This window comes from Erwinia tracheiphila (genome assembly GCF_021365465.1).
Lineage (GTDB): Bacteria > Pseudomonadota > Gammaproteobacteria > Enterobacterales > Enterobacteriaceae > Erwinia > Erwinia tracheiphila.
In genome coordinates this window covers 177,587-196,542 of sequence record NZ_CP089932.1, presented here as the reverse complement: position 1 = coordinate 196,542, position 18,956 = coordinate 177,587, and the positions used below count along the sequence as shown (strand labels likewise).

Below are 18,956 nucleotides of genomic sequence, written 5' to 3'. Positions count from 1 at the left end.
AAACGCGAGGTAACTCTCATGCTTCATACTAACAATCCCATCATCAAACACAAAGCCGGTTTACTCAATCTGGACGAAGAGCTCGGTAACGTATCAAAAGCCTGTAAGATCATGGGCGTGTCGCGAGACACGTTTTACCGTTATCAGGAACTGGCTGAAGAAGGCGGTATTGATGCGCTGGTTAATCAAAGTCGTAGGGTACCCAACCTGAAGAACCGCGCCGATGAGGCCACGGAACGTGCGGTTGTTGAGTACGCCGCTGAGTTCCCGGCTCATGGTCAGCATCGGACTAGCAATGAACTTCGTAAAAAAGGCGTGTTTATCTCCGGCAGCGGCGTGCGCTCCATCTGGCAACGACACGACCTGGAGAACTTCCGTAAACGCCTGAAGGCGCTTGAGGAGAAAGTCGCTAAAGAAGGCATTGTGCTTACCGATGCCCAAATCGCAGCGCTGGAGAAAAAGGCGCATGATGATGAGGCCAGCGGCGAAATCGAGACGGCACATCCGGGTTATCTGGGCTCGCAGGACACCTTCTACGTTGGCAATCTGAAAGGTGTTGGCCGTATCTACCAGCAGACGTTTGTGGATACGTACTCAAAAGTGGCACACTGCAAGCTGTATACAAGTAAAACGCCGATCACCGCCGCCGACCTGCTCAATGATCGCGTATTGCCGTTCTACGAGGCTCAGGGACTGCCGATGCTGAGAATACTGACCGACAGGGGTACGGAGTACTGTGGTAAAGTGGAGCAGCATGATTATCAGCTTTATCTGGCCATCAACGATATCGACCATACGAAAACGAAGGCGATGTCTCCACAGACGAACGGTATCTGCGAGCGCTTCCATAAAACCATTTTGCAGGATTTTTATCAGGTTACGTTCCGCAAGAAGTTATATGGAGACCTGGAAAGCCTGCAGGCAGATCTGGACAACTGGTTGTGGCATTACAATAATGAGCGAACTCATCAGGGTAAAATGTGCTGCGGGCGTACGCCAATGGCAACTTTACTTGATGGTAAACGGGTCTGGGCAGAAAAAAATCTGAACCAGATTTAATCTGACAGACACCTGTATAAATAACCGGTAACTGTCAGATCAGGTCTGAGCTAGTACATTTAATTGATTTTTTATGCTTAATAAATAAGCATTTTGGATGTTTTTGATACAACCCTACAGACATGAAAGCAGGCAGGTATCATTTAATAAAATTCATCAGTTCAGTCCTGTGTCACCAATAAAAAATGGGTTGCCCGTTGATCAGGCAACCCATCATCAGATGTAAATTCGTTTAAAGAACGTGTCCGGCGCATTGACCCGAAAACATTAATCGCTGCGTAAGATGCTCAACGGTTAATGTGCTGGTAATTTCAGATTCATCGATCTTCACGCCATATTCCTCAAGCTTTATCAGTAGATCGATAAGCTCGACGGAGTCCATTTCTAAATCCATTACCAGACTTTCCTGTATGCCAATCTGGTCCGCTGGCCGTCCGTTAACAAGCTGGATCATTTTACACAATGCTAAAAAAGCCCGTTGTTTGTCATGCGTAGTATCCATATATTTCCTGTCATCTTCTCCTGCTGGGTTGCCCACAATAGTTAACGCTTAAGCGCCATCACTGGAGGTTCCGCGCAATAAAGGCGTTCTCCAATTCAGTGCGTTCAGCCTCGAGGGCTTTGTTAGCGTTCTGACCCGTATAGATTTTTGTTAAAACCTTTTCAGGAGCACGGGCTTTGCTGACGAAATTATCTGGCTTCGGCCAGCTGGTGACTAAACCTCTTGCATTTGTAGATTTTTCTGAAGGCAGAACGTTGGTGTCCGTTGAATGTATCTGTGCACCCTGCTGCCGGGGTGAACCTGCGCTTTCTCCGGCACTATCCTGCGAGCTGGTGTCACGGTCATTTTTCTCCTTAACCCGGGCGAAGATCACGTCACGCTGGGCTTTAAGTTTTGTTGCTAACTCGCTCGTTGAATCCGCCGCGTTAACGTTCTTGCTGCCAGCGTTGTTATTACTCTTTCCCGAGCGTAAGCCCGGCACAGCAGCCGACGTGGCAGCCTGCTTATCCTGAGCCGCTCTGTTTGCTGCCCCTGCCTGAACATTACCCTGTCCTGAAAGCCCGCCCGTATTCGCTGAACTTACCTGCCCGCTCTGCTGCCGGGGTAAATTTACCCTTTCTCCGGCACTATCCTGCGAGCTGGTGCTCCGGTTATTTGCCTCCTCAGCCTGGGCAGAGAGGGAGTCACGCCGGGCTTTTAGTGCCGCGTTTAACTCATCCATAAAATTTGGCGTGTTAACCTGCTTGCTGCCAGCGTTGTTATTACTCTTTCCCGAGCGTAAGCCCGGCACAGCAGCCGACGTGGCAGCCTGCTTATCCTGAGCCGCTCTATTTGCTGCCCCTGCCTGAACATTACCCTGTCCTGAAAGCCCGCCCGTATTCGCTGAACTTACCTGCCCGCTCTGCTGCCGGGGTAAATTTGCCCTTTCTCCGGCACTATCCTGCGAGCTGGTGTCACGGTCATTTTTCTCCTTAGCCCGGGCGAAGATCACGTCACGCTGGGCTTTAAGTTTTGTTGCTAACTCGCTCGTTGAATCCGCCGCGTTAACATTACTACCCAAAAGGTCGTTGTCGCCCTTTTGGGACAACGCACCCATACTGGTAGCAGACTGGCCAACTGGCACCACCAGATCCGGCCCACCACCTGCCCGTTCAGGCTGAAGCGCAACATCATTATTCCGAATTGCATTTTCTGACAGCAGCAACTTAGTGTTCAACACGCCGCCCTTAACCTGTTCCGCCGCGCCCGACTCAACACTGTTAACCGACGTTGAAGTGGCACTCTGCACCCCTCTCACCATACGTGCCTGAACCGGCCTGACGATTCCGCCCGCCGTGCCTGGCAGTGTAGAACTAGTGCGATTGTTATCAGGCGTCAGACCGGATACCGATTCCGTGGCTGAGTTCTCATTAGCCAATTCATCAGTAATAAAGTTTTCGAAATCAGTGGGATTAGCAAGAATATAACTTTTCACTTCCTGTCGGAGGGTGCTCATCTCCGAGTGGCTGGGAAGCGCTCCAGTGCCCGCAAAAAGGTAGCTGTTGAAAAAACAGTTTCCATCTTTTGCCACGGGTTGTAGCGCTCCGTTGATAACGGGCAAATAATGTTCATTATGCAATTGAACAACGTTCTTTTGCTTAGATAAATCATAATTGTCAGACTTGAACAGTGTATTATTACTGCCATCAATAATATGTAAACTTACATCTGGATATAACAGTGGTAATATTTGTGGAGCAAAATCACCTGCATTATCAGACCAGTTGCCATCCGTACCAACCCATTCTGCGAGATTTTTGACTCTGTCCGAAACTGGCTTATTCACAGAAATATTCTCTGTTGGAGAATCCGTACGGGCAGTGATGTCACCAGCAGGGCCGCTGCTGCGCCTGTCTCCTGTACGGGCATCTAACAGGTTCGCCGAAAGCGCGGTATCGGAAGAATCAGATAAATAACCATCATCAGCTTCATCATTCCCAGTCTGTCCGGCGGTCTGGAAAGCAGAAGAGTTACCCGTCAGGCTACGCATACGGGCGGCCGCGACGCCATCAACCGCAGGGGCCAACTCACCAGCACTGCTGCTGCGCCTGTCTCCCGCACGGGTATCTAACAGATTCGCCGAAAGCGCGGTATTGGAAGAATCAGACAAATAACCATCATCAGCTTCATCATTCCCAGTCTGTCCGGTGGTCTGGAAAGCAGAAGAATTAGTCACACTTTCAATACTGGATAATAGATTTTCATTACCCTTACCGTTCAGCAGGTGCATTCTCGCTAAATCGATCAACCTGAATACCACTTCCTGCGGTGAATTTGACTTAATGGCTTCGTAAAGAACATCATTAATATTTCGGCCTATAGCAGAATCGTTCAGGGAGTCTGCTTTCAACTCTGTTTTGCTGCTATCAGAATTGTTACCCGCATTATTAGTAATATTGATATTAATTTTGCCATCGTCAGTTTTTAACAAAACAGACTTATCCTGATCCTGTGCATGCGGGGTGCTATCTGCCTGAGGCTTATTTTTATCCGATACCGGATCCTGATCCGGAACATCGCTGGCATCGTTGGGCTTTAATGTTCTAGGAATGGCTTCGATGTCACTTAAAATAAATTCCGCATCTTGATTAAGAACAGAAAAACTTTTTTGACCAAAAATATTATCTATCAGGTTTTGATATTTTTTTTCAATGGCCGTTATCGGCGAGTCCAGACTGGCATTGTGACGATTATTAACATCATCTAAAATACTATTATCAAGTGTTGCATGATGCTGCTTCCAGGTTTCCTTGCAAGCAAGTAATATATGATCTGTGTAAAAGTCCAAGCCAACTTTAGCATAAGTTTCAACCAATTGCTTAAGAGCTTTTAATTCTTTTAAATTTTTACCCCTATTTCGACAATCATCAAGTTCTGATAAGTTATTTCCAAGCACTAACTTGCAAATACGTTTATAATTTTTATTATCTTCATAAGAATCTACATTGCGTCCTGTTATCTCCTGACCTATACCGACTAAACTCATTAGAAATTTAAGGCCACCATTCGGGCTTGCAATATATAATTCTTGATATTCCTTCGGAACACTCAATGAAAAAGTTTTTTCAAGTAAAGATGACGTATTTTTCAGATCAGGATTATCTTTAAATTTCTTAAAGCAGTTCGAAGTCTCTTCAGTTTTTTTGATTGAACTCGATAACTTTGACGTGTAAGAATGGTCTTCCATTCTTGTTTTATGCGATGTTAAAACATCATTAAGATTGTAGCCGCACTTAGACTGGACATTTACCATAAATAATCCCCTTGAGAAATTTTCTGACCGCAAAGCAGCCTGAAAACCTGCGTCAGTCAGATAACTTTAAAATGGTGTCAATATGAAAATATATTTTATCAGGATGCGCTATAAATAATTACTTATGTGCAATACTTTTGATATCCACTTGATTAAAGTAAGAATCCACAGGACTGTTAAAAATGAAATTACAAAGAATCAAGACAAATTCCTCAAAAATTCCTTGATACTATCAGCTAAAGTACTAACATTATTAACCATTAAGCCAGACAGATTATTAAATGTGCTAACAGCCTGACTGTAGCGCTGTGAAAAAGCCTGCATATTACTTTGTAGGGCCGTACCAACAGAATTAAAAGCAGCCAGCCAGGCCTGATAGGAAGTCGTGGGTATATTTTTACTCGATGCACTTGCAGGCCATAAGGTTGAGAAGGCTGGAGTAAAGGTTATTCCATTTGGATACTTTGGCGAACTATCGTATTGACCGAGATTAAAAGTTATTTTCCCCGCATCATCGACGTTAAAGGCGGGTGCCAATAACGTTTTCGCATTTTCTCTTGCGGCCGCATCCATTGTATCCCAACCATTGACGTGACCCAGATCTCGTTCCAGCGCTTCAATTTTTTTTTGGAATTTTTCATAAGCCGCTAGCATTACTGGGCCATTGAACCGGACTTCGTTGCCATCACTTCCTCCGCTAACTGCCTGAGCAGAAGCAGCAAGAATTATCTCGTTATAGGCCTGATAAAGATCGGTGTCAAGCTTCATCAAGTAGGTATACTGATCGAGGTAGTTTTCTTTAATACTGTCTATTATATTGGAAATACCGTCAGCTAATTCTGCATGGCTATTATTGCTACGTGCCTGCAGAAGTTCTGACTTTATGTGTGAAAAATCTTTTTCAACTGTTAAAGATTGATCGCGAACGGTATTTTTTAGCTCATCAATTGAATCGACAAAGGAGCTAAAAATGTTTTCCTGGTTCGTTATCAGCTCTGAAGCATCCACACCTGAAGATGTGGCACACTGATAGGCCCTGGCAATATTTTCTAACTTTTCGTCAATTTTTTTTTCTGGGATGCTGTCATTTTTTATATCAATTTCAGACAGGAGAAAATCCAATTTTTGCATCTTTTCATGAGTATCTGAAAAAGTATAGTTTCCTTTTTTTTCAGCAGGTGCCATCGCCAGAAAAAACTTCACCACCCAGGATGGGTTTAGATCAGGTTTCACAGTGTCATAATTATTATCAGTTTGTGTTCTTTTTGCTGCGTGGGCTTGCTCTGTGGAACTGGATAGCATTGTTTTATCCTCACCCGTTTGCATTGCAAAAATATTCGGCATTTTAATCTTTACACTATTATTTAACTCGGTCATCTGTTGTCCTCCAAAAGGCCGGCAGAGAAATTTTCTCTGCCGAGAAATCATCTTATATTCATCTGACTCATTAAGCGGAGGCAGCAGTGGATACCGCGCGGTTATTGGTTTGCATAATTTGATCAATAACCTGATTTAATGCATTAACCGTATCACTCGCTTTCTTAGATGCCTGCTGCTGTGCGTTAGAAATTTCACTATTTACCGACTGGTCAGCACGAGCCATATCAGCTTGTTTATTTTTCTGGGTAGCCTCAGTTTCAAAAGTACTGTTAGCCATATTCTGAGTTAGGTTGGTAACCTGGTGACCATATTCTGACTGTTGACGAACAGTCTGAGTTTTATTTTGTATGATACTATGATTATCACGAAGTTGGGCAACATTGGCCATAGCTTTACTATCATGCCTGGACATAACGTTAGTGACTTCACTTTTAACGCTTTTCCCCTTCTGCATCAAATCAAAATTAGTCTGTTTAATTAAATTTTGGTTTTGATGCAGGTTGGATTCGAGTTTATTTGCTACACCCAAATTATTTTTTATCGAGTTAGACTCAGACTTAAGTGCCTTATTGTTGCGTGCTGTACTAATACCATTGCCTGCCAGGCTTATCGCACCCGAGGTAATGGCACCTGCCATACGTGCCTGCGCTGCACCTACATTGTGATTGCCTGCACGTTCAGCAGCTGAAGCCATGCGCTGTCCGGCGTTTGCAACCATAGTATTCATAAGCTTGTCGGCCAGTGCTGCAGAAGTGGCCATATCGTTGGACATATGAACAAGGGTCATATCGCTGAATAATTTTGGTGTGCTGCCTTTTGTTTTCTGAACGTCGGCGGCTGCAACTGAACCAACATATGCAGCAGCATCGTTTATAGCCTGCTGATCTTTTACATTTACTGCGGTGGTATTAATCTGCGTTGCAATCAGTGAGGAGGCAGAAGCAGCAATTCGCTCCAGCTGATCTACATCAGGAGTGGACAGCGCCGTTGTGGTCATGGCGACCACCTGCTTACTTTGATCGGCTGAAAATTTTATCTTGCTATCAGCATATTCATTCAATACTGGCTTTGTTCCATCGTTACCAATCATCACACTTTGCCCATTCAGCAAGTTAGCGATAATACCGGGTTGAAAAGCCAATGTTGCGAAGCTTTTTGCTTCTTCACCTTGCCCAACCAGGTGCTCATTTTTGGCGGCTGTGTCGTTAATGGTTGCGGATTGTGACTGATAAATACGCTGTAATGACAAGTGATTAATTGCCAGATCTGCCATAATATTAATACTCCTGTTAATTAGTTGATAAAGTTTAAACCGCTACTATACCTATTCTATTGGCAATAAACTTCCCTGTTTTCGCCTGTTGTTTAAGCGTATCAGTTAAGTTTTCAAAGGTTTTATTTAATAACTCTATTTTCTTAGAAAATGTATCAATAATATTCTCTAGAAATTTGTCCAGAATTTCCTGCATGGTCATGAGTTTGATTAAAGCCGCCTTAATTTTTTCGGCATCGACCATCATAATGCTGGTGCTTATATTCAATCCAACAGAAATTCCCTCATTAGCAAATGACATAACGTTTATTGCTCTGTTCACCCTGTTTAGAGACTGTGCAAATTTGGTTGAACTATTATTTAACGATGACATCAATTTCTTACTGATATTTTGCATCATGCGTTTTACTGTCTGACCCACAATATTGTTCATCATTTTTCTTCCCACTACAGCCGCCACTTTACCGACAACGGCTCCAGCAACAACCATTGCTGCGATCATGGCGGCGGCGGCATAAATGGCACCCATTATCTGCCCCACGCGATCGGCTATTTCCTTATCTACACCGACCTTAACAAGCACCAGACTGATTTGTTGCGCGATAAAATTCATTAAGGGCAAAACAACTTTTTCTAATATTGGCTGCATAGCCTGCTGCATAAATGACACTCCCGTCACCGCCTGGTGAATTTCATCAGCCAGAGCAAGGGCCAGCCCAACTGCTGCAATTGCCAGCGATGCCCCGCCGGTAAATATCGCTGCGGCAAAGCTCACGGTGGTAATAATCCAACCCAAAATTTTGCCCACACAGGACATCGTTTTTTGCATTTCTTCCGCTTTGCGTACCTGCTCTTTATATTCAATATCTTTCTTTTCAGCACTTCTTACTGAGGCTTCAGCCAGATCCTGCTTAAGTTTTGCTGCCGCACTCAATTCTTTATTTGTCGTTTGTGCAATGAGTTGATGCATTAATGCCATAAGAAACTCCAGTGTAAGATTATTTTCACTTTGTTCCTGACGATGCGCCTCAACCGTATTTACCATCTGAGCTGGCAGCCCCTGAAGTAAAGCCCGTGAGCGACTGATAGCCTCATTGAGTGCTATTTTGGCCTGGTTCATGGCGGCTTCAGCATGGTTTAATGGACCTGTCACATAATTAGTATATTTTTTCTCTGCATCAGTGACCGCCGCCGCCGCCACGGTAACCGCATTTTTAGCTTCAGAAATTTGCTGTTGTAGCGACGCAGGGACCGGATTATATTTGGTCGCTTGTGCTTCCAGCTTTTTTAACACATTCTGCTTTTCTTTAAGTTTGTTTTGCGCATTGGTTAACTCATTTTTTAATGCTGTTGATTTTTCCGATGAAGCGTCGTAGGTGTCCTGCAAATTAGCATATGCCTGCCCCAAACTAGTGAGTTCTTCAGCTAATTCATTGAATTGCGTTACGGTTCCTGAAAATATGGCATTAAACATGTTAAGCTTCGCGATCTGATTTTGCACAGATCCCTGCTGGTTAAGCTCAATCACTCGGCCTATCAGTTCAATAAACTGCGCGTTCGCAGTTAATGAAGATTTGCTGGTGCCTGTATCCGTGCCGATATTTCTTGCGGTAGCCAATGCAGGCTGTGGCTTTTGCAGCTGGGGAGCGTCCTGCTGCTCAAAACTAACACTGCCTCCCATTCCCACTAACGCAGATTGCGTGTTTTTCAAAATATACAGCAGCTCCTGGGGTTGCAATACATTCAACGCATCCTTAACAGCTTCAGCATGAGTGTGATTTTTAAACGCAGTATTAGCAATTCGCTTTGCCTGATTGGACTGCTTTTTTAACTCATCATTGCTCACTTCCTCTGAGGCCACTGTAAGCTGTTCAAGCCAGTTCAATTCTTTGCTTTTAATTTCCATAATGATTCCTGAATTTAATCGTCCCCTGGAGTATCCTCATCACCCTTTATATTTATTTCCTGAAGCTCTGAGAGATAAACTTCCGCTTTTTTCTTTAAAAAGGCATCGTCACATCTATTGGCAACAATCTCGAAACATCTCTTAGCCTGTACTCCACGGCGTAGCATCAAATTACATTGGCCTGCATAAAACATGGGTCGATAGTCATCTTTTGCCTGAGAATAGGCGAGCGCATAAAAATCAATCGCCTTATGATAATTCTTTTTTAACTGATAAACTGCCGCCAGCCCCATTGCATATTCAGGGTTGTGAAAATCATAAACACACAGAAAACGGAAAAGAGATTCAGCATCATTTAGTTTACCATGGCTATAAAAATCATATGCCAGGCTATAAACACCCTGCATAGTCTGGTCAGTGATGCCTTGCACATCTTTTAAGGAGGCACCATTTTGAATGGCATCAAGCAATGCGTCCGAATATTCCTCACTTAACTTCTGCGATATTTCTTCATCTTCCTCATGGGTACTTTTATCTCTTTCTTTTACCATTTTTTACCTCGAACATTACCAGTTAAATACGCTAATTAACGTACCTTAATTGCAATGCAGTCAGTAAAGTCAACTGCATAATATCGTGTCTTCACCAGGGGTAATACAAAAAAACCGTAGTGGTCTGATAAGCATCATGGTTGTGAGTCGGAACCTTTCTCCGGCTCTTCCCCCCTGTCCTGTACTGAAGGCACGCCTGACATTTCGACCTGACGCAGCCAGATAAGCACATCCATCACCTCCATAAGCACATCATCATCAATTGAAATAAAACTGTACTGTCGATATGTTCGGTAAAGTTTGCGGGCCAGTGGGACATAGCGGACAACCGGTACGCCAATTTTCTCCGCATAAGCAATTGCCGCCTGTGCCTTCATATTACTGACGCGAAGGGCAATGAAAGGCAGAGAGGCCATTTCAGGGTTGAAATAGATAGCAACCGCAATATGTGTGGGATTCGCCATGACAACCGCTGAATTTCTGATTGCCGCCATATTTTCGCCGGAAAGAATTTCTTGATGAAATTGCCTCCTGGCACCTTTTATCTCAGGATTGCCATCGCTTTCTTTATACTCTTGTTTAACTTCATGTTTATCCATTTTAAGATCTTTAAAATGGAGGAAGTACTCCACAATAAAATCAATAACAAGAACAATAATCGAACATACAATAAATAATATTACGGCTTTAATTATCAATCCGGTCCAGATGCCGATCATTTGAGGCAAGGTTGCATTATAGGCTGAGAGTGCCAGCCGCAAGTCACCCCTAATCAGTAAATAGCTGGTGCATAAAAAAACAACCAGATACAGAATAGATTTGATAAACTCTTTTACCGTCCGCATGCTGAAAATTTTTTTAAATCCCTTCACAGGATTTAAAGCTTGAAAATTAAGTTTTATTGCCTCAGTAGCAATGACAAAACGCGTTTGCAGTAACGTTGTTATGTAGCCAGCAAGGCAGCATACCACAATAAAAGGTAAAGCCATGGCAATAAATATACGGAACAATAAAAACATGTAAGAATTTACATTCATATCTTTATCATATAAAGATATGAATGTATAAAGCTCAATAAAACGACGAAAATCAATCAGTTCTGGTAGAAAATAAATTCCAGTGATTAACGTAACCGTCGTGATAAGATCTTTACTCTTAAAAGTTTGACCTTTTTTTGCCGATGTTCTTTTTTTCTTCTCTGTTGGTTTTTCTGTTTTCTCTGCCATAGTGTCTTATTAAAAAAAGAAATGTTGGAATGAGCTCAGAGAGAACATTTTCAAAGATTTATCTGATAAAGCCTGAAACCCATAAAAGAGAAAAATGATAAAAGCGACACAGCTTTTCACCGCTAGTGATAATGAAAATGGATTTAGCTGAGGGCAATAGCGGGCAAAAATGCCTAACATGACCTCCGATATCATAAGAACAATAAGCACCGGTGCGGCTAACAAAATACTGGTTTGCATCAAAATATCCAGTAAACGACCCGCTTCCTGCCAGTTGAAACCGATTAAATCATCGCCTCTGGGGAAAACAACATAACTCTGCGATAGTGCTTCCATAAGTAAATACATACCATTATTGGCAAAGAAGATGGCACTAAATGCAAAACTAAAGAACCCGGACAATATCGAAGACTGAGTACCGTTGACCGGGTCGATACTGTCACTGATCGTCGCCGCTCGCTGGTTATCCAGAATTTCCCCAACAACCGTGGCTATCCAGAAGGGCACCGACAGAGTCATAGCCAGTATCAGGCCCACAACACTCTCTTTCACCATAATAACAAGCCATCCCTGTTCAGACATAGTTTCAGGCTCCAGGTAGGGCCAGAGACCCATAATAACCAGAGAAACAACAACGTTTTTTATAATCAGGTTAGAAAGGATGCGCTCTCCCAGTGCAGGTAATAAATAAAAAACCACGGCCAGCCGCGCATAGCCCATGACAAAGATCAGGATGTTATTTTGAAAATGCAGATAAAGAGCAACAAACAGCATAGTCGATCACTCTTATTTGAATGCCATCTGAAAAGCCTGGATAGAAAAAATCATCATCTCGGCAGAAAACCATTCAATTAGCATAAAAATGCTTGCAAAAACTGCCAGCATTTTCAATCCAAATGGTAGCGTTTGTTCCTGTATCTGCATGACCGTCTGAAACAACCCTACAAGAATGCCTACTATTGTGGCAAAGAGGATAGGAACCGCAGATAGTTTCAACACGATAATCAGGGCAGAATTGCTAATAAATAAAATATTATTCATATTGTCATCAGATCGGTATATTGCGATATCATTCCTTTCGTGATTAGAGTCCATCCATTCATCGCCACAAAAAGAATTAACTTTATCGGTATCGAGATAGTTATCGGACTCATCATCATCATGCCCAATGCCAGCAAAATACTCGATACAACCAAATCAATAACTACGAAGGGTACATAGAGATAAAATGCTATCTTAAATGCGCTTTGGATCTCACTTAAAGCGTACGCTGGCATAAGTGTCATTAAGGATAAATTAACGAGTTCATGATCTTCAGTCTGTATAATCTCTTCATTATTTTGCCTCTTTTTTACTTTATCGAAAAAGTGAATCAGTTCATGGTCTGAATACCGAACAAGATATTCCCGATAGCTATCAAAACCGTTTTCTAAAAAATTATTAACCGAATTGCTATTATTAAAGTCGACATTATTTTTCTGAACATAAAGTGAAATGTTTTGACAAACTGGCATCATAACGAAAGCTGTCATAATGAGCGCCACACCGTTCAATGTTAAGTTTGACGGAACCTGCTGTATTCCAAGTGCATTACGTACCATTATCAGTACAATGGAAAATTTTATAAAGCATGTACCACCAGCGATAATAAATGGAAGCAGCGTAAAGAATGAAAGCAGAGCAATGAGTGAAATATCATTACTTAGCATCAGAAAAACCTGCTGTGTTATCGGCCGGGTTGTTAATTTTATTTATCTCAACAGCCAGTTTTCCGTCATCCAGTGCAACAAGTTCACCACGGGCAAAAAGCTTTTTGTTCAGATAAACTTTAACCCTCTTTTCGGCTGATGGACTTAGTGGTAAGACAACACCGGGTACAATGTTCTCCAGGTCTTCTAAAGTCACCGTGTTATCATCAAGCACGAATTCAATATCAACAGGTAACTGGGTCCATTGGAATGAAATTTCCTCTTCAGCGCGGCGTTCCTGATCGTTTTCATAACATTCTTGTTCCACAATGACCTCCTGATATTGATGATAAATAAAAGTGAATAAGCGTCTTTTACCAATAGCTAAAAATGGTGAATAGTGCGTGATAAGTATTAAGTCACCTACCCCAACGTCAACCAGCATTGATAACGGTAACTGGCTGCGTCCTAATATATATTGCAACACGAATGCCATTTGGCCGTATAACTGCCGACGACTCTTTGCATTGTTCTCCAAATTACCGGGCCATTGAGAACACAACAAAGCACAGGGCTGCGCAGGCAACATTAATAATTGTTCAGGGAGCGCTTCATCGGGTACAGCAATACTTTGTACTTGCCATACTTTTTCTTCTACCAGAAAACTAATTTGCCGGGCGGTAAACCACCTGACCAGATAGCTTAACGGCACCTGTCGCCAGGGAATGCCAGGCAATTGCATTTCCATTTTGTCTAACCAGCAATCAACATCGATATATGCCTTTTTCTCACCAAACTGCTGCTCTAGCAGAGACAGCAATAAATAGCGGGATTCATTATGCACACTGACGATTTTGCTATCGGCATGCTGGTGCATTTGACGCTCTAAAGGTGTCTGGTTGGCATCATATCGGCGCAGGCGGCCCCACAAACTCATTCTTGTTCCTCATCACTTGTATCTTGCTGCGGTTGTCTCTGTCGCTGTTCTTCACCATCACGCAACGGCTCAAGCAGTTTCGCATTAGGGATGGAAAGATGGCTGAACTGGTTGGATAGCGCGTCAGCTACCCGTGATCCCGAAGGCAGCAGCGTGACATTCCCATCCCGGGCGAGATCAACAGGCACCGTGACTTTGACGGAGTGCCCACCAGGCCACTGTTGAAACTTGTAGTCCACATCGATTGAACTGCTGGCTACAGACGCTTCCGTCGCCTGTAATCTCATGTGGTTTTGCATCACGGCCGCAGTCGCCGGGCGAGTGCTTCCCGTAAAGTTTGTACTCTGACCATCGGAGAGTGCGCCGTCGCTTTTTATCGACAACTGGTGCTGCGGCGCGGACATCTCTGAACTCAGGTTTCTTTTATTCTGCCATTCCATTGCAGCCGTGGTGGATACATGCTCACCTTGTTCATCTGCTTTCGACACACCATTGATATGAACTTTTTTATATAAAGTCTGATTACCCATATTATTGCTTGCCGACTTAAGCCCGCCCACCTCGTTAATCTGTGAGCCATTATTAAAGACAAGCAAGCTGCCTTTATCTGTCTTTTTCTCAGATAGCAGCGCTCTCTTATCAATTAATGAAAATGCCAGCTCTGCTGGTTGTCCATCCGGGCTTGAATGATATTTTTGAACTTCACGGGAATATCCACCTCCTGAGATTGGCATATTTTTATCCGTTTGCAATAATAATTGGCCTATCAAACCGCTGACTGACTCAGGCAGTGGCGGAGTTTTTTCTTTCAATTTTTCTTTTATTTTCTCCGGCAGCTCACTATCTTCTGAAGATGGAGCGGTAAGAAGCGCGTTATTGTGCCCTTCAGTAATCTTTATTGACATAAACAGCCATCTCCTGAATGTCATTTTCTATTCTATTAGCACGTTGCTTCAAATATAGCCTGTAAGCCTTCTGTAAATAATCGCTCATTTTGTGGTGTCGTTTATCTAACAGATTCATTTCTACACGATACTGCTGCATCTTTTTCTCCTGAACGCGCTGATCTTGTTTCAATTGAGTTATCTTTTGAATAATGACCTGCTGATGCGTGAGTAAGGCTCCCTGCCGCCTTATTCCTTGATAAAGGTCGTGACGATTAACGACACCTGAAGGCGTTAGCCTTTTTATTTCCTGATTTATGCCAGCAAATTCTTCATATTGTTGTGTGATAATGCTTCCTATATGATCAATTTTTCTTTTCGTTTTATGAATATTATTTTGGAGTAGTCTTTGCTTACGCTCCAGCGTTGAAATAAATCTACCTACATCACGCCAGGCATTCATACATTATGTCCATACAGGCCAACATATCCGTTTTTTCGGCCATCCTTTGTTGCAGAAAATCCTCCATTAATTTTTTTTTATCAAATGCAAAATCATTATCCTGATTTTCACCCCGCTGGTATTCTCCGAGGTCAATATAAAGTTGCATATCCCGCTGCCGAACCAACAATTCACGAAACAGTGACGCCATCTGCTGGTGACGATCGTCGGTAACTTGATTAAAAACCCGGCTGATGCTTTGTAGCACATCAATCGCCGGATAATGTCCCTTTGCAGCAAGTTTGCGGCTTAAATAGATGTGACCATCTAAAATTGAGCGAACTTCATCACCAATAACATCCTGCTCCTCTTCATTTTCAATTAGCACCGTATAAAAGGCCGTTACCGATCCCGTATGAAAACATCCTGGCTGCTCCAGTAATTTTGGCAGTGCCTCAAATACCGATGCAGGATACCCTTGCCGAGCAGGAAGTTCACCCATAGTAAGAGCAACATCTCGCAATGCCCGTGCATAACGGGTAATAGAGTCGACAAACAATAAAACATTTTTGCCTCGATCGCTAAAATAGGTGGCGATGGATGACGCTATCTGTGCCGCATTACAGCGCTCTGTACAGGAACGATCGGAAGTGGCGTAAACCAGAATCACCTGTGAACATTTCGAAGAATTTCTCACCTCTTCAACAAACTCCGTCACTTCACGGCCACGTTCACCAATCAACCCGATGACATAAATTTCAGCATCGGAATGCTCAATGATCATATTCATTAAAGAGGTTTTGCCACATCCCGCAGCGGCAAAAATGCCAATACGCTGACCCCGTCCACAGGTCAGAAGACCGTCGATCGCTCTGACCCCCGTTGTGACAGGTAAATCAATCGGCTTGCGCTGAGTGAAATCACGAGCAACACCGAGGGCCGGAATGTATTCCCCACTGGTGATAATGGGGATAGCGTTGCTATCAAGACGCCCGCGAACAGTACCGGTTGCATCAATGATACTGCCAGGCATCTCTTCATCAATCCGAAGACGAAACGGCTTGCCCGTCGGCAATATAACATTACTTCGGGAGAAGCCATGGTTATCACCCAGTAAACTCAGCAATGTATATTCTTTATTGAAACCAATAACCTGAGCATAGCCGATAACCTCAGGTTCAAGAATTGACTTCTGAATTTCACATATTTCACCAATATTCGTTTCGGGTAAATGTGCCTCAACAATATTACCCTGAATACGTATTGGGTGAGCGAGATGAACAAAACATTTCGCAACCATGTTATCAAACCTTCTGTGTTATTTTAAAACAACGCAATATTCCTGCAACACATTGAGAAAATGCTCAAGAACCTCACCGAATAAATCCGATGATTCAAGAAACGACTCTTTAACCAATGCGCGTAATTCAAGATGTCCATCAACAGGATAGAGGCATGGCTGCCCCAAATGAAAAAAATCTTCATTAAAATTGAACATCACCGAAAAAACACCTTCACTGCAATAGGCCAGCGTGGACGGGGTGTACTCCCCAACTCTGGCCCAAACCCAGACCTCATCGCCCTCTGTCTTTATATTTATTGTTGGAATATCATCTTTCATATTCAACGAAATAGTAGAATGATTACTCAAATCACTATCGATAATATCATCAAGGCCAGCATCATTAAGCATCTCACGTAGTAAAGTTACAATATCCTGCTTCATTTTAACCTCTTATTCATTTTCAATTGAACCAATAACATCAACCTCAACCGCACTCGAAATATCCGAGAAGGAAAGAACTTCCATTTCAGGATAGGTGCCTTCTATAATTTTTTTAACAAAGCGGCGAATATCAGTGGAGACCATTAATATAATATCTCTGGAATGAATATCATTATCGTTTATACAGACCTCAAGCCGGCGCAAAATGTTCTCGGTTTCTGGAGGAGGCAGATTAATAAATGTTCCCGAAGCAGTCTGCCTGATACCAGAACGAATTTGAGCCTCAATATCATGGGACATAACTATTGCGCGAATACGTCCGTTCGACGTAAAGCGGTTAGAGATATAGCGAGATAAAACGCCCCGCACATGTTCAACAAGCATGATTGGGTCTTTTTCTTTTGGCGCCCACTGAACCAATGCTTCAAGAATTAGACGCATATTCCGGATGGAAATACGTTCCTGCAGGAGACGCTGAAATACTTCAGTAATACGCTGTACTGTATTATTTCGGTAGCACTCCTTGAGTAACTCCGGGTACTTTTTCTCCAGATCGTCAAGCAGCATTTTAGTTTCCTGAATACCAAAAAATTCAGTAATATTGTGCACCAGCAGCACAGAGACACAGGCATAAAATTCCTCCGTAGCAGTACGAGTAAAGAATCCCAGGTCGTGCGCTTTTTCTCTTCTTTCCTGCGGAAGCCAGTAGGCTTTACCTTGATCCGTCTCAATCAAAATAACCTGTGAGTCAAAAACCTGAAGTTCTTCACCACGTAGCAGAATCTTACACATTCCCGGCAGAGTGTGATAACTCGCAACCAGAATTTCATTAATAGCTACCTTTAATATTCCCCGTTCAGCATTATCTTCATAGTTAATGATAATTTCAGGAAGACGGACACCATATTCAATAAAGAAGTTACGTTTTAAGAGTGAGATAAGACTATTTTCCTGGAAATATTTTTCATAACCTTTCCATGCTGTAATAATTAATGGAATAGTCTCAGGTATGTATTCACCATCGATTATCACAGGCTTACTGGTAACTTCAGGTACTTCGTCTTCATGCGATCCCGCCTCGGCAGTAAGTCCCTTCTTTTTGGCATCAATTTTATGTTTAATAAAAATTACTACAAACAGCGTAGCCAGAAGTAGAAATATGAACAATGGGAAACCGGGTAATAAGCCAAGTGCAACACAAAGAACTGCGGTAATGATTAAAATAAACTTGTTTGAGAACAAATCCTGAAGAATTTTAGAACCCAGATTATTATTCTTGCTATTATTTACTCGGGTGACAATCAGACCTGCACTGATCGACGTCAACAAAGCAGGTATCTGACCCACCAGAGCATCACCTATTGTCAGCATGGTATAAGTAGATAACGCGGTGGAAAAGTCCATTCCACGCTGGGCTAAACCAACAGAAATACCACCAATCAGGTTGACAAAGATAATGATGATACCAGCGATAGCATCGCCTTTGATAAACTTCATCGCACCATCTAAAGCACCATAAAGCTGGCTTTCCCCTTCCAGATCGCTGCGGCGGTTCTTGACCTCTTTCTCGTCAATAACCCCGGCTTTCAAATCGGCATCGATACTCATCTGCTTACCTGGCATGGCATCAAGAGAGAATCTCGCCGCCACTTCAGCGATACGTTCAGAGCCTTTAGTAATGACAATAAACTGCACAATTGTAACAATAAAGAAAATAACGAAACCAACAATCAGATTATCGGCGATGACAAAATCGCCAAAGCTGGCAATAATCTCACCAGCATCCGCATCGGCAAGAATTAATCTGGTAGTGCTAATTGATATAGCTAAACGAAATATTGTGCTTATCAATAATATTGATGGAAAAGTTGAAAAATCCAGAATTCTTTGAATGTAAAATGAACCTAAAAATATCAAAAGTGATATTGTCAGGTTGAGTCCAATAAGGAAATCAACCAGAAAGGTTGGCAATGGTATAATCAACATCACCACAACCATAACCATTATAACTAGTATAATAAGCTCTGGTCTTTTACGGATTTCCGTTACGAAATTTTTCAACATTCTCAATAAACCAAAATTGTAAAATA

At 42.7% G+C, this 18,956-nt stretch carries 17 protein-coding genes; 1 reads left to right on the top strand and 16 read right to left on the bottom strand.

Annotated elements, in window-relative coordinates; all coding sequences use genetic code 11:
• Positions 1 to 18 precede the first annotated feature (18 nt).
• Positions 19 to 1,059 carry an IS481 family transposase gene (locus LU633_RS00990; protein ID WP_046372123.1) on the top strand — a complete coding sequence of 347 codons (1,041 nt, stop codon included), beginning with the start codon at positions 19 to 21 and terminating at the stop codon, positions 1,057 to 1,059.
• 232 nt (positions 1,060 to 1,291) lie between these two features.
• On the opposite strand, the gene LU633_RS00985 is transcribed toward LU633_RS00990, so the two are convergent.
• From LU633_RS00985 to LU633_RS00910, 16 genes are all read right to left on the bottom strand, one after another.
• Complete coding sequence (locus LU633_RS00985) at positions 1,292 to 1,561, bottom strand: acyl carrier protein (RefSeq protein ID WP_016191492.1); 270 nt, start codon at positions 1,559 to 1,561, stop codon at positions 1,292 to 1,294.
• Positions 1,562 to 1,619: 58 nt separating this feature from the next.
• Positions 1,620 to 4,853 carry a hypothetical protein gene (locus LU633_RS00980; RefSeq protein ID WP_016191493.1) on the bottom strand — a complete coding sequence of 1,078 codons (3,234 nt, stop codon included), beginning with the start codon at positions 4,851 to 4,853 and terminating at the stop codon, positions 1,620 to 1,622.
• Between the two features lie 198 nt (positions 4,854 to 5,051).
• On the bottom strand, positions 5,052 to 6,230 hold the full coding sequence (locus tag LU633_RS00975; protein WP_016191494.1) for an IpaD/SipD/SspD family type III secretion system needle tip protein: 1,179 nt from the start codon (positions 6,228 to 6,230) through the stop codon (positions 5,052 to 5,054).
• Between the two features lie 70 nt (positions 6,231 to 6,300).
• Positions 6,301 to 7,506, bottom strand: a complete 1,206-nt coding sequence (locus tag LU633_RS00970; protein WP_016191495.1) for a hypothetical protein — start codon at positions 7,504 to 7,506, stop codon at positions 6,301 to 6,303.
• Between the two features lie 34 nt (positions 7,507 to 7,540).
• The gene (gene sctE / locus LU633_RS00965) at positions 7,541 to 9,412 is read right to left on the bottom strand and encodes a type III secretion system translocon subunit SctE (RefSeq protein ID WP_016191496.1); all 1,872 of its coding nucleotides are present in this window, start codon (positions 9,410 to 9,412) and stop codon (positions 7,541 to 7,543) included.
• A gap of 14 nt (positions 9,413 to 9,426) precedes the next feature.
• On the bottom strand, positions 9,427 to 9,963 hold the full coding sequence (gene sicA / locus LU633_RS00960) for a type III secretion system translocator chaperone SicA (RefSeq protein ID WP_016191497.1): 537 nt from the start codon (positions 9,961 to 9,963) through the stop codon (positions 9,427 to 9,429).
• Between the two features lie 134 nt (positions 9,964 to 10,097).
• Positions 10,098 to 11,189 (bottom strand): EscU/YscU/HrcU family type III secretion system export apparatus switch protein, encoded by a 1,092-nt coding sequence (locus LU633_RS00955; RefSeq protein WP_016191498.1) that lies wholly within the window; start codon positions 11,187 to 11,189, stop codon positions 10,098 to 10,100.
• Between the two features lie 9 nt (positions 11,190 to 11,198).
• Positions 11,199 to 11,963, bottom strand: a complete 765-nt coding sequence (gene sctT / locus LU633_RS00950; protein ID WP_016191499.1) for a type III secretion system export apparatus subunit SctT — start codon at positions 11,961 to 11,963, stop codon at positions 11,199 to 11,201.
• 12 nt (positions 11,964 to 11,975) lie between these two features.
• Positions 11,976 to 12,230: a type III secretion system export apparatus subunit SctS gene (gene sctS, locus LU633_RS00945; RefSeq protein WP_016191500.1), complete on the bottom strand. Its 255-nt coding sequence runs from the start codon at positions 12,228 to 12,230 to the stop codon at positions 11,976 to 11,978.
• Positions 12,227 to 12,898, bottom strand: coding sequence for an EscR/YscR/HrcR family type III secretion system export apparatus protein (locus LU633_RS00940; RefSeq protein WP_016191501.1), 672 nt, complete (start codon positions 12,896 to 12,898; stop codon positions 12,227 to 12,229). The genes sctS and LU633_RS00940 overlap by 4 nt, the downstream gene beginning before the upstream one ends.
• Positions 12,888 to 13,814, bottom strand: coding sequence for a FliM/FliN family flagellar motor switch protein (locus LU633_RS00935; RefSeq protein WP_016191502.1), 927 nt, complete (start codon positions 13,812 to 13,814; stop codon positions 12,888 to 12,890). The genes LU633_RS00940 and LU633_RS00935 overlap by 11 nt, the downstream gene beginning before the upstream one ends.
• Positions 13,811 to 14,719 (bottom strand): SpaN/EivJ family type III secretion system needle length determinant, encoded by a 909-nt coding sequence (locus tag LU633_RS00930; protein ID WP_016191503.1) that lies wholly within the window; start codon positions 14,717 to 14,719, stop codon positions 13,811 to 13,813. The genes LU633_RS00935 and LU633_RS00930 overlap by 4 nt, the downstream gene beginning before the upstream one ends.
• Entirely contained in the window at positions 14,700 to 15,161 is a 462-nt protein-coding gene (locus tag LU633_RS00925) for a hypothetical protein (RefSeq protein WP_016191504.1), read from the bottom strand. The genes LU633_RS00930 and LU633_RS00925 overlap by 20 nt, the downstream gene beginning before the upstream one ends.
• Entirely contained in the window at positions 15,145 to 16,440 is a 1,296-nt protein-coding gene (gene sctN, locus LU633_RS00920) for a type III secretion system ATPase SctN (RefSeq protein WP_046372122.1), read from the bottom strand. The genes LU633_RS00925 and sctN overlap by 17 nt, the downstream gene beginning before the upstream one ends.
• An 18-nt stretch (positions 16,441 to 16,458) precedes the next feature.
• Positions 16,459 to 16,866: an InvB/SpaK family type III secretion system chaperone gene (locus tag LU633_RS00915; protein ID WP_016191506.1), complete on the bottom strand. Its 408-nt coding sequence runs from the start codon at positions 16,864 to 16,866 to the stop codon at positions 16,459 to 16,461.
• Between the two features lie 9 nt (positions 16,867 to 16,875).
• Entirely contained in the window at positions 16,876 to 18,930 is a 2,055-nt protein-coding gene (locus tag LU633_RS00910; RefSeq protein WP_016191507.1) for an EscV/YscV/HrcV family type III secretion system export apparatus protein, read from the bottom strand.
• Positions 18,931 to 18,956 lie beyond the last annotated feature (26 nt).

Coding starts and splice junctions, on each gene's coding strand:
- LU633_RS00990 (WP_046372123.1), top strand. CDS start 19: ATGCTTCATACTAACAATCCCATCATCAAACACAAAGCCGGTTTACTC.
- LU633_RS00985 (WP_016191492.1), bottom strand. CDS start 1,561: ATGGATACTACGCATGACAAACAACGGGCTTTTTTAGCATTGTGTAAA.
- LU633_RS00980 (WP_016191493.1), bottom strand. CDS start 4,853: ATGGTAAATGTCCAGTCTAAGTGCGGCTACAATCTTAATGATGTTTTA.
- LU633_RS00975 (WP_016191494.1), bottom strand. CDS start 6,230: ATGACCGAGTTAAATAATAGTGTAAAGATTAAAATGCCGAATATTTTT.
- LU633_RS00970 (WP_016191495.1), bottom strand. CDS start 7,506: ATGGCAGATCTGGCAATTAATCACTTGTCATTACAGCGTATTTATCAG.
- sctE (WP_016191496.1), bottom strand. CDS start 9,412: ATGGAAATTAAAAGCAAAGAATTGAACTGGCTTGAACAGCTTACAGTG.
- sicA (WP_016191497.1), bottom strand. CDS start 9,963: ATGGTAAAAGAAAGAGATAAAAGTACCCATGAGGAAGATGAAGAAATA.
- LU633_RS00955 (WP_016191498.1), bottom strand. CDS start 11,189: ATGGCAGAGAAAACAGAAAAACCAACAGAGAAGAAAAAAAGAACATCG.
- sctT (WP_016191499.1), bottom strand. CDS start 11,963: ATGCTGTTTGTTGCTCTTTATCTGCATTTTCAAAATAACATCCTGATC.
- sctS (WP_016191500.1), bottom strand. CDS start 12,230: ATGAATAATATTTTATTTATTAGCAATTCTGCCCTGATTATCGTGTTG.
- LU633_RS00940 (WP_016191501.1), bottom strand. CDS start 12,898: ATGCTAAGTAATGATATTTCACTCATTGCTCTGCTTTCATTCTTTACG.
- LU633_RS00935 (WP_016191502.1), bottom strand. CDS start 13,814: ATGAGTTTGTGGGGCCGCCTGCGCCGATATGATGCCAACCAGACACCT.
- LU633_RS00930 (WP_016191503.1), bottom strand. CDS start 14,719: ATGTCAATAAAGATTACTGAAGGGCACAATAACGCGCTTCTTACCGCT.
- LU633_RS00925 (WP_016191504.1), bottom strand. CDS start 15,161: ATGAATGCCTGGCGTGATGTAGGTAGATTTATTTCAACGCTGGAGCGT.
- sctN (WP_046372122.1), bottom strand. CDS start 16,440: ATGGTTGCGAAATGTTTTGTTCATCTCGCTCACCCAATACGTATTCAG.
- LU633_RS00915 (WP_016191506.1), bottom strand. CDS start 16,866: ATGAAGCAGGATATTGTAACTTTACTACGTGAGATGCTTAATGATGCT.
- LU633_RS00910 (WP_016191507.1), bottom strand. CDS start 18,930: ATGTTGAAAAATTTCGTAACGGAAATCCGTAAAAGACCAGAGCTTATT.